We start from the raw sequence: 14,505 nt of genomic DNA on the forward strand, positions 1-14,505 counted from the left end.
ACTTCTTAGTCTTTTTGGTTAGCTTTTTTGTCTTCAAGGGTAGATGTTGTCTCTTGTGTAGATTTTTGTGTCATGTTCGTTTAAAAAATTTAAACGGGCCGAACTATTGCCTTGGATAATTTCTTGCTTATTTTCTTCTTAGGTAGAAAAATAAAGATGCTACAATAACACCACTGACCGTTAGAACTATTATCACCACAACAGGCCCAGTTAAGAAAGACCCTAAAAGTGTAGGTTCAGAAGGAACACGTGAAGAAGTAATATCCTCTGTTGCAGAGGGTTGAGTATCAGGATAGCCTTGCGGATTATAAGCTACAGGTATATACTTAACATTAAACTCACCGCCTAATGTGTAGAAAACATCATCAATGACAACCATTTTGCACCCCCGAATATATGGTGCTGTATCCATGGCTTTTGCAGTTGACCAACTATCACCTATGGGATCATAAACCCACGTAAACGGCTTCACATTGAAGAGATCTTCTTTAGCGGCTTCAATCCCTAAAACATAAACGTTCTTAGGTGCATAACCACCCGATGTCATTATCATAGTGGCAGCATTGAAAATGGGGTTGGTGGCAAATATGTGTTCATCTGTTGTTTTGCCGTCATGCCACGTATTAGAAATCGGATCATAAATTCTAATCCGTAACTGGGCATTAAATAGGCCCATCCAAAGAGTTTCTGTTGATGGTGTGAGTAAAAAGTCGCCTACTACTATTTGGTTATCCATCACATCTGAAAATGCATATGTCATTGCTGTGGGCATATTGGTTTTATTTATCCATGTGTCTGTAGCTGGATTGTACATGTACATGGCACTTTGTGTTATAACAAAAAGTTGTTCGTTTACCACATGGGTTTGTAGTGGTTCTTCTTGATTGGTGAGGGGTGTTTTGGTGCTCCATTTGTCCGTAAGGGGGTTATACAGGTACAGCTCACCATCGAGAGTTATAATGAAAATTTGTTTATTTACAACCTGTGCTTGTAGCCCTGTTTTACATAAATTGGTAAACGAGGTCTTACTCTCCCACATATCAGTAACGGGGTCATAAACTTCAACTATGTCTAATGGGTAACGTATGGGTGGGCCTAGGGGATAAATGGTGCCATTTGCACCGCCGATGCAGTAAATTTTGCCTTGACATGTTACAATAATAAAATTGCCTCGGGGTGTTGGCATGGGTTTTAGAGTAGTCCATGTATCTGTCACAGGATCATAACACTCAGTAGTACCCACAAAACCCTGACCTTTGACATTTTGTTTGTCAACTAAGGGAGCACCGCTAATAGCATAAATTTTGCCATCTAAGGCAACAACCCCCAATTCAGATCGGGGATCATTCATAGCGGTTTTTGTGCTCCAAGAATTCTCAACTAACTCTGAGGCAACTAAAACAGACCCAAAAGCTGTTATGAATGACCCACTTATGAAAAAGAAAAGCAACATGAAAGGAATAACTTTATTCATGTTTAACATAAGGTATCTTTTGATTTTGCCTGATAAAGTTTTTGTTAATTAGTTACGTCTAAATCTAATTTTGTTATAGCGGCGTATCAGGGCAAAATTTATTGTATGTGGTTTAAGGATCAGTCATGGGTGAGCCGGCTAATTGGTTGGTTTGTTCGTGTAGTGCTAAAGAGTGACCTGTGGAACATGCATAACACCAAAGAAAGTAAACTATTATAGAGAGTTTGCAAAGGGTCTATTGTCTGTTCGAGGTGTTCTTTTGGGAACCCTTTGTTCTCCAGAAGAAGACTATTCGACTTCAACTATAAGGTGAGTATGATGGCACAAAAAACTCTCGTAAACGTCTTAGTGTTTTGTCTTCTAACAGTTACTCTTTTGAGCCCGATTTTTCTTACATCCGCCTCTGCTCAAAGCGGCGGTATCACCGTGGGTGAGTGGGCTATGGATCAGATCAAACCCAGTGACTCAGGAACAATAACCCCTGACAGCACAGGCGTTAACCATGGCATCTTGGCTGGTGAGGTTGAACCCGAACTTGTCGATGGCAAATATGACAAGGCCCTCCAGTTTAACGGCAAAAACACCGTTTATGTTCCCATCAAATTTGTCGTGGGTTTTCCACCAATGTCTCAGCCTATGTATGTGCCGATTTCACAAAACCTTGACATCCAAAAATACGTCCAAATCAGCTCTTGGGTCTATGTTCCCAGTCTATATGATGCCACCTATAACCAAATAGTCACCAAATGTAACCATCCCGATCAAGCCTGTGATTGGCAAAACACCCTTCGCGTTCTTGGCTTATCCATACGCGCAGGCACACCTGAGAACGGAGAACAATACGTACAGGGCGCATTGAGCGGCTATGTAGAAACTGATAGCGGCGGGTTTAATGAGATTGTAACCACCCAGTCGGTTCCGCTCAATCAATGGATTAAAGTGGAATTTCGTCGCGACACTACAGGTATGCACCTCTACTTAAACGGCGACGAACAAACCACAACTGTTCTCCACGGCGTACAAAACCCCCAAGGCAACATTGTTAATGGAACTGAATACTACTTTGGCCACGACAGCCTCATAACCATCGACAACATAAAACTTGTTGATCTCTCACCGCCAAACGTTACCGAGGACGCTTTTGACATTGGTCCTAATATCATGATAGCTATAATCGCAGTTGCGATCATCTTTGCTATCGCATGGTTGTTGCGCAGAGCCATCCAGCTCTGGATCATCCGCCCTAAAATCTAACTACGTTAAAGGCGCTAGCTGTGGGTACAACGCTAAAAATGCTCGAGTTGCAGCTCAGACAGGCCCTACTAGGACAGGGTCTAAAAGGTGAACCTAACACACCCCTTATTGTTTCCTATGCTGTGACGCGTGCTTGCAATCTGAGTTGTATTCACTGTCACGTATCGGCAAGAGAAGCCATGTCTGATGAACTCAACCTAAAAGAAGCCAAGTTGGCCATTGAGGAAATGCACAGTTTAGGCACTGAAGCAGTGATTTTTAGCGGCGGCGAACCCCTAATACGCAAAGATTTCGTACTCCAACTCATTGAATACTGCACTGATCTAGGCATAATCACAGCCATGCTCTCAAATGGCTTGCTTATGACCCCTCATACAGCATTGCAGCTCCAAGAGGCCGGTTTAAAAGTCGTAGGCATGCCCATCGACTCAGTGGTTCCCGAAAAACATGACCATATCCGCAACCTACCCGGCACATTTAAAAAAACAATACAGGCCATCAAGACATGTCTTGCAATAGATCTAGAGGTTGTTGTAACCACCATGGCTCTCAAAGACACCTACACCGAGATGCCTAAACGACTCGAATTTCTCTACGAGTTAGGTGTTGATGAAGCCGCCGTTTATGACCTTGTGCCTGTAGGCAGAGGCAAAGACGTGATGGATAACGCCATGACCATGGAACAACGCGTCAACCTCATCCGTTGGTTGCAGAGCCGCCAAGAAGACACCGAAATGACCTTCACCATGTCAGGAGGCACGCCCCTCTACCCTGAAATCGCCGCAGAGATGCACCGTAACCACGGAACCAAAGCCAAAACCCTCCTCATTAAAGAATTCTGGATACACAACGGCATAGGATGCCACGCAGGCAACATGTACTTCAGCCTCCGACCAAACGGGGACATCTACCCCTGTACATTTCTACCAATAAAAGCCGGCAACATCCGCGAACAAAGCCTAACCCAAATCTGGCGCAACGCCCCAATTTTAAACACCCTGCGGCAACGACACACCCTAAAAGGAAACTGCGGCGGCTGTGAATACCGCGAGAGTTGTGGAGGATGCCGAGGCAGAGCCTATGCATGTACAGGCGACTACCTAGAAACCGATCCAGTATGCCTTAGAGATTTAATGCGCCAAGAAGGCATTGCACCAGCAGATGTGAAACGATTTGGCTGGTGCGTAGGATAACTGATATTTATATCAGATCAAATAATTGCTGAAGCAGAGCAGAATATGTGTGCATATTATAGTTTCAAAAATTGGCAATCCACCACAAATGCACAGCTAAGGATACACTCGAAGTCTTGCCTCATATATTTGACTGCCATAATCATAACAGTTATCGTTTTTAACACCTCATTTGCTGCCCTTACCACAGCCACAACCCCCACAGCAATTTCAACACTGCCCGCCATTGGCTCATCTGATGAAACAAATACTCCAACACCTCTCTGGAACTACACAACAGACAGCAGAGTCGGAACATATGATACAAGGGCGGGTATGGTTTATACTTCTCCGATTATTGTTCAGGGGATTCTTTATTTTGCCTCTGATGAGGGTTATGTCTATGCATTAAACGCTGCCAGCGGACCAAAAATATGGTCGACTTATAAGGAGGGCCATTTACCGCATACGGGTGCCTCAAAGTTCCCAATAGTTTATGACAACAAAATTTTCCTAAATGGATATAGGGAAATGTATGCTCTAGACGCAAAGAGCGGTGCCATAATTTGGGAAACAATTGTAAGCCCTGGAACAACCAATAAGGTCATGGCACCTCCAGTTGTTGCAAATGGTACTTTATATATCGGTTATGAACATAGCTTTTATGCTCTAGATAGTTTTACAGGCGATATTCTTTGGATCTATGGTGTTGCTGATGTTGCTCCATCACCATTGGTTGTTGGTGATGTTGTTTATGCGGGGTCATCTAACAAAGTTTTTGCTTTAGATGCCCAAGACATTCGAGGTGACCGTGAAATTTGGACTTATACAGTAGGATCTAAGAATATAGATAGGGAGTCTTGTGTGTCGTCTTTTGTGTTTGGTGATGGAGTGCTTTATTTTTGTGCGGGGGATGGTAATGCGTATGCTCTTGAGGCTGACAGCGGCCAAAAAATTTGGAGCTACACCTACGCTTCTCGTCTGCCGCGCCATTATATTTCCTCGTCATCATTTCTTATAGATCCTTCTGCTCCCTCAGCGCCTATTCTTAGAGATGGGTTAATTTATATGGGTTCAAATACGGGTGAGGTTTATGCGTTAAATGCATCTGATGGGACAAAACTTTGGAACTCCACCATTGGTGCGGGGCGGTTGTCGGCACCGGCACTTTATAGTGATGTTTTATATGTTGGCTCCTCTGATGGTAATCTCTATGCCCTAAATGCTGCCAACGGCTTTGAACTATGGACTTACCCTGTTTCGTCGCCTATTTCTTGGGATTACTCTTCATGGGGTGTTGGGGGTGGTGTTGGTTCGCCTGTTGTTTGTGATGGGGTTTTGTATGTGGGTGGTGGAGATGGTGTTTATGCCTTAGAGGTTTCTCTACCAATAGATCAACCTCCCGGGGTTTCTCCACCATCTGTTCAATCCCCTTTGACACCTATTTCGCTAATTTTTGTAATATTGATAATTATGGGGGCTATAGCTATAGTTACGGTCTGTTGGTTACGGTCTGTATCCGTTAAGAACACAGAGCGCCAAAGTTGTAGCCGTTAAATCTGCAGTGGTGCCCGGGTTACAGGTATTTCCACTGTTGCGGAGTTTTTTATCAAATTCTGCGAGGCTTTCTCTACCCTCGGGGGTTTCTAAGCCGCCTATTTCTAGGCTGGTTTGGGCATCTTTGGAGATTTCTTGAGCTTTGGGTTTACCCATTTTGCGAGCAACAAATGTATCTGGACGTTCAGCGAGAATTTTTAGGAAGGTATGAACAACTGCGGTGTTGAGTGGTTTGTTTCTGAGTTGTTCTGTTAGATAGGGATAGGCTAAATCAAAAGTTATGGGGTAATTGTTGACCCATTCATAGCAGATATCATCATAGGCGGCGGCGAGTTTAAACACCTCAAACAAACCCACATTCTCTTCTATGAGCCGTTTTTTGGAATCTGTTTGGGTAACATCCAGATCCGGTGCGCCGCCTAACCCGCTGGGACATGCAATATCGATTGCTTCATAGAGATGAACCGCATCCCACGCCGATGACGCCCTAACCACCAAATCAAGATTTCGCCGCAGAACCGAAAAATCAAAACAAAACCTCTGCTTTGTTGGTGTCATACCCGCGGCGGTTGCAAGCGGCACAAACAGCATCACCGTACCCAAAATAGTGTTTCCACCTCGTTGCCACATTGTAACATCTTCTGAACAAGTCTTGATTAACTCACCTATACCCAGCCTTTCAAGGTTTAGTTGTCCCTCAGCAACCATAGCTCCCCGAGAAGCCGCTTCTTGCAAACTCGGTCCAGCCGCAACCGCTGATGCCAAAAAATGTTCCACCCGGGTTTTCTCAAAGCTGGCAGTGAAACTGACGTTACCGGGTTTTTGCACACTGACTTCAAGCATCATCGCAAGTTGAAGACATTTGGCGATGTGCTGCGCTTTTTGGAGGCGGAGGAGGTCGCTCATTTGTTGCACTCAGAGAAGGACGCCAAAGAAGCTTTATTAAAGTATCCAAAACTTTAGCACAGCAAGGATACATCATGAGGCCCCGTGAAGGCGACTTAATCAAAACCCAAAGCGGCGTAGTTTTCGACGTAAAGGGTACAACGCACCCCCCAGACAAAATCATAGCATTCCCCCGATTCATACCCTTCACACAGGGCACAAGAAAAGGTAAAGACCAACTCTACGGCAAAGTCTACAGCCTAGATGAGCGATTCAACTACCTAAAACAAAACCATCCTGACCTCATCGTTTTTGATAGCGTTTTTGGGGAAACCCTCTGTGAAGTCTCCCTCAACCACATCATTGAGCACTACCAACCCACAGAAAAACTAACCGAACTACGAAATGCAAAAAACCTCTCGGATCTTGAAGAAAAAGCCCTAAACTTGGCTGAGGAATTAAAAAATAATGCCAATATCCCCTGGAGTAGTATAGGTATCTCTGGTTCGATAATGGCTGCCCTAACCACCCCAGCCTCTGATATCGACCCCATCGTTTATGGCACAGAAAACAGCCAAAAAGCCTACCTCACACTCCAACAACTCCAAAAAACACCCAGCTCAGGTTTTAAACCATACACAACAACTGAGCTCCAAACCCTCTATGACTTTCGTTCCAAAGACACCCATATGAGTTTTAGTGATTTCTCAGTTGTGGAGTCCCGTAAGGCCTTTCAAGGTATGTATCAAGGCGTCGACTACTTTATCCGTTTTATAAAAGAGCCAAACGAAACCTCCCAACAATACGGTGATATCTGCTACCAAAACAGCGGATACAGTAAAATTTATTCTACCATCACTGATGCCCAAGACGCCCTCTACACCCCCTGTACCTACAAACTTGACAGTGTCCAAGTTCTTGAGTGTTCTCAGATGACACCGATCGAGGAAGTGGTTTCTTTCCGTGGTCGATTCTGTATGCAAGCTGAGATAGGTGAGAAAATTGAGGCTCAGGGAAAAATTGAGCGTGTAATTAATAAAAAAAGCGGCAAAGAACATTACCGCTTGATTTTAGGAAATAAACCCCAAGACTACATGATACTTTTGCGTTAACTATGCAGGGCTCTTAGTACCTGTTCATAGTAGCGGGAACAATAAGTTAGTGTAACCTGCAAATAGTTGCCCTTTAAAGATGCTACCTTCTCAAGATTGCCTTCCACTATGATTGTTTCGTCACGCTGTACTTGTTGGCGGAACTCTTCCATGTAACTAAATATACGAATAGCCTCTATGGCTTCTTTGGGTCCACTTAGAACCTCTAAGGGTTCAATGCCATAAACCGATGGAATAAAGGGTGCATCATTATCAGCTGTCACGCGGGCTTTGAGTCTAACCCAGCCTCTTTGAGTGATCTTTGTATCGGGGTCGTATTCGTTTCTGATTTCCTCCCAAGCTTTCACCGGTTCAAATTCTGCTTTGATAATTCTGCCGCTATGGGCTCTGTCATCGTAGAAACCATAAATCATCTTGCGACGTTGGTGCCAAACAAAGTCTGGGATCGTAAAGTCTCTAAATAACCATCGTTTACCTGACATGACCTCTTCTGATGTAAATTCATTGCTAAGTCCTGAGCTGGGATCTGCGTAGAGTTGGGCCATTGTCTGTACAATTTTTTGGTTTTGTGCTTTGCCATAAATTGTAAAGTCAATATCAGAATATTTTGGATGATGGAAATCATGTAGCATTGAACCAAACACGCCAAAGCTCATCTTAGAAACTCCGGATTTGTTTGAGACAATATCTAGTACGCGCTCCATTGCCGACAATAGCTGATCGGTGGGGCCTTTTTTTAGCAGTTCTTGTAGTCGAGGTTGGGGTTGGCGTACTTTTCCAATGAGTTTCTCTGGAACCCCGACGATTTTAAGACCAAGCATTTCCTGATTAACTAGGTACTGGGGATACTTTTTGGTGATAAGTTTTAGGCCTTCGTCGTTGTAGAATTTATAAAACAGCTCATTTTTGCCCTCCCGCGGTGCTCTGGGATCTGTTGAGTTAAAGATTTTCGAGTTGGCATATTCCGCATCGCAGATATAGCTGGTTTGGGGGTGGTTGTATCCAAATACGCGGAAAATGATGCCTTCCTCGGTTTGGATGGCGTCGCGATCACGCAGGTTTAGATCGGCCATATGTATTCTTCTTCTGAGGTAGCTGTGCCCACAACAACTTGATAGAAAACTGTACCGTCACGGTTGGATTGGACTTTCTCAAGGGTACCTGCAACTTTGATTTGCTGTCCGGTTCGAGCGACGTTTCTATAGCAGCCAATGTTGGCGGTGACTTGGAGGGGAATTTTATCTAGGTCCACTTCTGATTGGACATCTTGAGGTTTGTACTGTGTGATTTTGTAGACTGCTGGGCGATACATTGTTTCTGTATCATCACAAACAGTTGCGGTGAACCGTACCGGTGCTAATGCTGTGTAGGTATAGTCGCCGTATTTACTCTTAATTTCCTCTGCTTTTTTGGTAGCATTGTACATCCAGATTTTACCATCATGCTTACCAACAAATCGACGCGCTGCTTCAATACGATTGCCCGCAATGTAGGATAAGGTACCGTGATTAACAAGTGTTTGTAGTGTTTGTTCAACTTGGCGGAAATTCTCTGAACCATAAACCACAAAATCAATGTCACTTTCCGGCGCATGCATATCCAAGGCGATGGAGCCATGGATACCTAAATCCGAGTAGGGCACACCTGATTCTTTATGAACCAGATCAATGAGTTTTATGGCATGTGCTTGGAGACTATCCGGGTTTTTGAGGTTCTGCAACCAGACCAAACGATCTTTGGGTACAAATACCTGCTCGATTCTATCTAAGGGTGATGTTATGAGTTCTTTACCTCGCGTTTGATCAAAAAACAAATAGTTTGCGAAATTTCCTCGAAACGCACCTATAAAGGTTTGATAATTTTTAGCGGTGTAGAGCTTCTCTGCACGAAATAACTGACTGGTCAGCGGATTTGAACCAAATTTCCATGTGCGTTGCAACATCTCAACATTGAAGAGATCTTTGTATTTAGCGGGGATGTATTTGAGAAATGCAAAGACTCTATCGCTTGGATGCTCATAGCCAAACGTGTTCATGATAAACCCATCTTGGGTGACAAAGGTGTCACCATCGGCAGGAACCCAAATAGTTGCTTCTTCCATACGCTACACTGCAAAAATAGGATTAATAAGACCTAAAAAAGCTATTGCCACCTAACCATAGATGTGCTGATTAAGAGGTATTCTTAGTTGGGTTGTAGAGTGTAAAAATAGACGAAAAAGAGTTAGATTCTTAGGATGATTTTTTCTGTGTAGGGTGCGATTATTTTGGCGATTTCCTCGATTTTTTCGGGTACATAGGGTTTGAGTGTTTGGTAGCGTTTATCAAGAGTATCTTCGGCGATAAACTGTTGAAGTGCATAAATTTTAGTGCCTTTTATCATTTCCCCGATTGCCTGTGCATCTTGTTCTGTTAGGAGCTCGGGTATGGCGGTTGTGCGAAACTCGTAGGGAACCTTGCCCCTCTTGAGTATCTCCATTGAGTGCATCAGGTTCTTTGTGTCAGAGGCACCCAGCAGATGATACTTTTCTTGGCAGGTTTTCACATCCATTGCCACATAATCCACATGTCCCAGACATTCCTCGAGTACGTCGGGGAAAAAGCCATTGGTATCTAGCTTGACTGAGAATCCGTGTTCTTTGAGTTTGGCAAGGAACTTGGGGAGTTCTCGGTGCATGCAGGGTTCGCCTCCGCTTATAACAACTGCGTCGACATGTTTTTTACGGCTCTCAAGTATTGAGAGTGCTGCGCCTTCTTGGAGAAACGGTGGTTGAGGATCGAGGGCAATTTTGTGGTTGTGGCAAAAGGGGCAACGCAGGTTGCACCCCGGTGTGAACAGTACTGATGCTACCTTATCGGGATAATCCAGCAAGCTGGTTTTTTGTAATCCGCTAAACTTCACTGAGTTGCTCACCTAAACTGTTAGGGGGGCTGATGCCACCACTGTTGATCTGTCAAAGGTTTTGCGTATGGCAAATTCAGCTTGTTTCCCATCATTCCATTGGTCAACTGGGCGAAGATATCCTACAACGCGGCTATAAACTTCATTTTTTGCTCCACAGACCAGACAGGTTTTGTGTTCACCTGTGGTATAGCCGTGACTTGGGCAGATGCTAAAGGTTGGCGTTAGGGTGAAGTAGGGTAGTTTTGTATTCCAGCTGACTTTTTTAACTAATTCGGCTGCAGATTTCCAGGTGGGTAGGCGTTCTCCTATGAAGATGTGGAAGTTTGTGCCGCCTGTGTAGAGTGTTTGGAGTGTCTCTTGATGTTCGAGGGCTTCAAAGAGATCACCTGCAAAGTCTACGGGTAGTTGTGAGGAGTTGGTGTAGAAGGGTTCGGCGTGTTCTGCAATTATGTGTTTTTGGTTGGCAAATATGATGTCTCGGTAGCGTTTTCTGTCGAGGCGGGCTAGGCGGTAGGCGGTGCCTTCTGCGGGGGTGGCTTCGAGGTTGTAGATGTTGCCTGTTTCTTCTTGATAGTCTGCTATTTGTTTGCGCATGTAGTTTAGGATTTTAACTGCAAATGCTTGGCCGTCTTTTGAGGCGATGTTTTGTCCTAGGAGGTTTATGAGGGCTTCGTTTATGCCTACTATGCCGATTGTTGAGAAGTGGTTTTTCCAGTATTTGTCAAATCCTGCTTTGACGTGTCGGAGGTAGCGTTTGGAGTAGGGGTAGAGGCCGTTGTCGGTGAAGGCTTCGAGGACTTTGCGTTTGAGTTCAAGGCTGGCTTTGGCGGTTTCCATGAGGGTGTCTAGTTTTTCGAAGAATTCGTCTTCGTTTTTGGAGAGGTAGCCTATGCGGGGGATGTTTAGGGTGACTACACCGATGCTTCCTGTTAGTGGGTTGGCTCCAAAGAAGCCTCCGCCGCGTTTGCGGAGTTCTCGGTTGTCGATGCGGAGCCGGCAGCACATGCTTCTGACATCTTCGGGGTTCATGTCGCTGTTTACAAAGTTGCTAAAGTTGGGGACGCCGTATTTGGCTGTGACTTCAAAGATGGCTTGTGAGGTGGGTGAGTCCCAGTCGAAGTCTTTGGTGATGTTGTAGGTGGGGATGGGGAAGGTGAAGACTCTGCCTTTTGCGTCGCCTTGTTTCATGCCTTCTGCAAAGGATAGGTTTAGCATTTCTAGTTCTTTGGAAAAGTCTCCGTAGGTGTCGGTTGTGACTTTGCCGTTGTAGATGACGGCTTCGTTTTTCATAAAGTCGGGTACGGTTAGGTCTAGGGTGAGGTTGGTGAAGGGTGCTTGGAAGCCGACTCGGGTGGGGACGTTCATGTTGAAGAAGAATTCTTGGAGTGCCTGATCGACGTCTTTTTGGGTTAGGTTGTCGTATCGTATGAAGGGTGCTAGGTAGGTGTCAAAGTTGCTAAATGCTTGTGCGCCTGCGGCTTCTCCTTGGAGGGTGTAGAAAAAGTTGACGATTTGTCCTAGTGCGGTGCGGAAGTGTTTGGCGGGTTTGCTCTCGATTTTGCCATGCACTCCGCCAAAGCCTGAGAGCAACAGATCGTTTATGTCCCATCCAACGCAGTAGGGTCCTAGGACGCCTAGGTCGTGGATGTGGATGTCTCCTGAGAAGTGAGATGCGGCGATGTTTTCGGGGTAGATGCGTGCGATCCAGTATTTGGCTATGACGGCTGAGGAGAGGTAGTTGTTTAGGCCTTGGAGTGAGTAGCTCATGTTGCTGTTTTCTTTGACGCGCCAGTCCTCAACTTCGAGGTATTGATCTACCAAGTCTGAGGAGCTTAGTAGCGCGGCTAGTTCGCGCATGTCGTTGTGTTGTTTGCGGTAGAGGATGTAGGCTTTTGCGGTGGAGGCGTGTCCGTTTTCGATGAGGCGCTTTTCGACGAGATCTTGGACTTCCTCAACGGTTGGGACGCCATCATCCCCATAGGTTCGGTTGAGTTCAGCTACGACTTCGTCGCTGATTCTTTTAGCTTGTTCTTTATCTTTGCCGCCTACTGCTTTTACAGCTTTATAGATGGCTTGGGTGATGCGTTCTTGATCGAATGGTTCTAATTTACTGTCACGTTTTAATACGAATTTCATTTTTTCTTCACTTCCGAAATTACTCGCCTGAAATCTTCAGGCTCTTCAAATTGTTTGTAAACCGAAGCAAACCGGATGTAGGCAATCCGGTCGACTTTTTTTATGTACTGCATAATCAAGTCGCCGATTTCCTCTGATGCGACTTCCTGAGCGCCTTTTAGCATTAAGTCCTGGCGGACGTGATCTGCTAACTCGTTTATCTGTACCATGGTGACGGGGCGTTTTTCGAAGGCTTTTTGGAGTCCTCGAATTATTTTGTTAACATCAAAGCGCTGTAATTCACCGTTTTTTTTACGAACCATGATTTCGACGGTTTCGAGATATTCGTAGGTGGTATAGCGTTTACCACAGGTGGTGCATTCTTTACGTCTGCGGGTGGTGTTCTCTGCAGAGTCCCGTGTTTCGAGGGTTTTTGAATTTTCCGAGTTGCAGTAGGGGCATCTCATTTTTTATTTGCTCTTCCTGTCTTGATGCATAGTGTTATTGACATTACATACTACACTACCGTTAGCGCATATATAACAATTTTACACATTAAACACTCAAATCCACCCCGACCCCAACACCCAAAACCGTGAAAAATACACAAAAATCCCAATATATAATACACCCGAAAAAACCTCCAAATCACCAAATCATCCCTAATTAGACAAATATCCACCAGGTTAAAGCTTACGCAACCAAACAACTGCTTGCGAAAAAAACATAAGACAGCACACAAATAACCAATTGAAGCAAGGGTAAAAAATGCGGCTCCATAACTCAGAACTAACCATTTTTTATCACTGTTCATTGAATTTCAATCGAGTTAAGCAGCAATTTGAACCCCTTAAGAAAGCAGGCATATTTTTGCTAATTTCCACTTTACTTTGTTCAACAGTGCTTGCAAGTCAGTTTGTTGGGTTGATAAACGCTCAAGCAGGTTCCACTATAACCATCACCTCTGAGGGACAGATTGTGGGCACAGATCGGATTGAGCGGCAAGGCGATGTTTATACTTTTACAGGAGACATTTTTGGTATCATAGTAGTTGAAAAAGACAATATTACCATTGATGGCGCCGGATATACAATTAAAGGAAAAGGAAACGGAGTAGATTTAAACAGAAATTCTAAGGGTCCGTCCCTGTATATTTTTGTGATAGAGGCCATATTTTTGCTTCCTCAAATAATAACAGTTTTATCAACAACACCTTTGAGGGAGGCGGACTAGACATCAGAAATGGAGTTTCTATAGAGTATATCGGAAATGTGATTAAACATAACGTTTTCATCGACTGCTTTCCATCTGCAATATTCATAGATTGGGCTATGCCAAATGTTGTGACTGAAAATAATTTCATCAATAGCAAGATAGATATTCAAATATATGGTCAGCTTGAGCTTGATAGGAATTATTGGAGCAACTACGAAGCGTTGTATCCTGATGCCAAAGAAATAGGTGACACAGGCATTTGGGACACATCCTACGACACTGGCCCTCACGCTGGTCGTCTTCTCTTTTTCGATTCTAATCCTTTGATAAATCATATAGTCAGTGCTGGCGCCCCCGGTCGCAATGAAAAACCAACCCCTGTCCCAACGTTCTCCCCAAGCGATAAAGAACCACAACCTCCCCTAACAACGATACTAATAGTCACCATAGTGTCTGTGACAATTGTGAGCATAAGTTTGTCGATTTACTTTAAAAAAAAGAAGTAGCCTATAAGCGCTTAAAGATACAGTGTTTACCCGGGCTGTCTAACTGCTGAACACCTTGTTCGTGTACTTAGCATTAAATCAAATCAACATCAATACTTAGTTGTGATAGATCATGTGTGTTCAAAAGCTAAACAAACCTATGAAACGAACTACTGCCCGATATGTTTGTTATTATGCTGTAATAAACTACATATTGCTTTGACCGCATTATAAATAAGTGTTGATTGTATATGTTAACACGTGCTTAGTTATGAATAAAAAGTACAGTGTTAACTTGACCAAAGATGAGCGTTGGATAATTTTTGAGACAA

Annotated in this window: 13 protein-coding genes; 6 read left to right on the top strand and 7 right to left on the bottom strand. The window is 44.2% G+C overall.

The window, feature by feature from the left end; all coding sequences use genetic code 11:
• Nucleotides 1–127: 127 nt before the first annotated feature.
• Nucleotides 128–1,474 (bottom strand): hypothetical protein, encoded by a 1,347-nt coding sequence (locus FWF39_RS04040; RefSeq protein ID WP_343382155.1) that lies wholly within the window; start codon nucleotides 1,472–1,474, stop codon nucleotides 128–130.
• 318 nt (nucleotides 1,475–1,792) lie between these two features.
• Here FWF39_RS04040 and FWF39_RS04045 point away from each other — a divergent pair, with 318 nt between their 5' ends.
• From FWF39_RS04045 to FWF39_RS04055, 3 genes are all read left to right on the top strand, one after another.
• Complete coding sequence (locus FWF39_RS04045) at nucleotides 1,793–2,728, top strand: hypothetical protein (RefSeq protein WP_343382156.1); 936 nt, start codon at nucleotides 1,793–1,795, stop codon at nucleotides 2,726–2,728.
• Between the two features lie 20 nt (nucleotides 2,729–2,748).
• Nucleotides 2,749–3,921 carry a radical SAM protein gene (locus tag FWF39_RS04050; protein ID WP_343382157.1) on the top strand — a complete coding sequence of 391 codons (1,173 nt, stop codon included), beginning with the start codon at nucleotides 2,749–2,751 and terminating at the stop codon, nucleotides 3,919–3,921.
• A gap of 129 nt (nucleotides 3,922–4,050) precedes the next feature.
• The gene (locus tag FWF39_RS04055) at nucleotides 4,051–5,457 is read left to right on the top strand and encodes a PQQ-binding-like beta-propeller repeat protein (RefSeq protein WP_343382158.1); all 1,407 of its coding nucleotides are present in this window, start codon (nucleotides 4,051–4,053) and stop codon (nucleotides 5,455–5,457) included.
• Here FWF39_RS04055 and FWF39_RS04060 read toward each other — a convergent pair.
• Nucleotides 5,407–6,363, bottom strand: coding sequence for a triphosphoribosyl-dephospho-CoA synthase (locus tag FWF39_RS04060; protein ID WP_343382159.1), 957 nt, complete (start codon nucleotides 6,361–6,363; stop codon nucleotides 5,407–5,409). The genes FWF39_RS04055 and FWF39_RS04060 overlap by 51 nt on opposite strands.
• A 74-nt stretch (nucleotides 6,364–6,437) precedes the next feature.
• Between FWF39_RS04060 and FWF39_RS04065 the strand changes: the two genes are divergently transcribed.
• Nucleotides 6,438–7,454 (top strand): hypothetical protein, encoded by a 1,017-nt coding sequence (locus tag FWF39_RS04065; RefSeq protein ID WP_343382160.1) that lies wholly within the window; start codon nucleotides 6,438–6,440, stop codon nucleotides 7,452–7,454.
• Here the strand turns inward: FWF39_RS04065 and FWF39_RS04070 are convergent.
• From FWF39_RS04070 to nrdR, 5 genes are all read right to left on the bottom strand, one after another.
• Entirely contained in the window at nucleotides 7,451–8,527 is a 1,077-nt protein-coding gene (locus FWF39_RS04070) for a nucleotidyltransferase domain-containing protein (RefSeq protein ID WP_343382161.1), read from the bottom strand. The two genes, FWF39_RS04065 and FWF39_RS04070, sit on opposite strands and share 4 nt — an antisense overlap.
• Nucleotides 8,515–9,555: a nucleotidyltransferase domain-containing protein gene (locus FWF39_RS04075; RefSeq protein WP_343382162.1), complete on the bottom strand. Its 1,041-nt coding sequence runs from the start codon at nucleotides 9,553–9,555 to the stop codon at nucleotides 8,515–8,517. The genes FWF39_RS04070 and FWF39_RS04075 overlap by 13 nt, the downstream gene beginning before the upstream one ends.
• Before the next feature lie 122 nt (nucleotides 9,556–9,677).
• Complete coding sequence (locus FWF39_RS04080; RefSeq protein ID WP_343382163.1) at nucleotides 9,678–10,367, bottom strand: anaerobic ribonucleoside-triphosphate reductase activating protein; 690 nt, start codon at nucleotides 10,365–10,367, stop codon at nucleotides 9,678–9,680.
• The gene (locus FWF39_RS04085) at nucleotides 10,368–12,494 is read right to left on the bottom strand and encodes a ribonucleoside triphosphate reductase (RefSeq protein WP_343382164.1); all 2,127 of its coding nucleotides are present in this window, start codon (nucleotides 12,492–12,494) and stop codon (nucleotides 10,368–10,370) included.
• Nucleotides 12,491–12,940: a transcriptional regulator NrdR gene (nrdR, locus tag FWF39_RS04090; RefSeq protein WP_343382165.1), complete on the bottom strand. Its 450-nt coding sequence runs from the start codon at nucleotides 12,938–12,940 to the stop codon at nucleotides 12,491–12,493. Before nrdR ends, FWF39_RS04085 begins: the two co-directional genes overlap by 4 nt.
• Before the next feature lie 511 nt (nucleotides 12,941–13,451).
• On the opposite strand from nrdR, the gene FWF39_RS04095 reads away from it, so the two are divergent.
• Together FWF39_RS04095 and FWF39_RS04100 are read left to right on the top strand one after the other, a co-directional pair.
• Nucleotides 13,452–13,706, top strand: coding sequence for a hypothetical protein (locus tag FWF39_RS04095; protein ID WP_343382166.1), 255 nt, complete (start codon nucleotides 13,452–13,454; stop codon nucleotides 13,704–13,706).
• A gap of 38 nt (nucleotides 13,707–13,744) precedes the next feature.
• The gene (locus FWF39_RS04100; protein WP_343382167.1) at nucleotides 13,745–14,194 is read left to right on the top strand and encodes a hypothetical protein; all 450 of its coding nucleotides are present in this window, start codon (nucleotides 13,745–13,747) and stop codon (nucleotides 14,192–14,194) included.
• Nucleotides 14,195–14,505: the final 311 nt, after the last annotated feature.

The organism is Candidatus Bathycorpusculum sp. (assembly GCF_009778815.1).
Taxonomy (GTDB): Archaea; Thermoproteota; Bathyarchaeia; order Bathyarchaeales; family Bathycorpusculaceae; genus Bathycorpusculum; species Bathycorpusculum hydrogenotrophicum.

Excerpts from the sequence above, each read along its gene's own strand:
- FWF39_RS04060 (WP_343382159.1), bottom strand. The coding sequence starts at position 6,363 with ATGAGCGACCTCCTCCGCCTCCAAAAAGCGCAGCACATCGCCAAATGT.
- FWF39_RS04075 (WP_343382162.1), bottom strand. The coding sequence starts at position 9,555 with ATGGAAGAAGCAACTATTTGGGTTCCTGCCGATGGTGACACCTTTGTC.
- FWF39_RS04040 (WP_343382155.1), bottom strand. The coding sequence starts at position 1,474 with ATGAATAAAGTTATTCCTTTCATGTTGCTTTTCTTTTTCATAAGTGGG.
- FWF39_RS04085 (WP_343382164.1), bottom strand. The coding sequence starts at position 12,494 with ATGAAATTCGTATTAAAACGTGACAGTAAATTAGAACCATTCGATCAA.
- FWF39_RS04045 (WP_343382156.1), top strand. The coding sequence starts at position 1,793 with ATGGCACAAAAAACTCTCGTAAACGTCTTAGTGTTTTGTCTTCTAACA.
- nrdR (WP_343382165.1), bottom strand. The coding sequence starts at position 12,940 with ATGAGATGCCCCTACTGCAACTCGGAAAATTCAAAAACCCTCGAAACA.
- FWF39_RS04070 (WP_343382161.1), bottom strand. The coding sequence starts at position 8,527 with ATGGCCGATCTAAACCTGCGTGATCGCGACGCCATCCAAACCGAGGAA.
- FWF39_RS04065 (WP_343382160.1), top strand. The coding sequence starts at position 6,438 with ATGAGGCCCCGTGAAGGCGACTTAATCAAAACCCAAAGCGGCGTAGTT.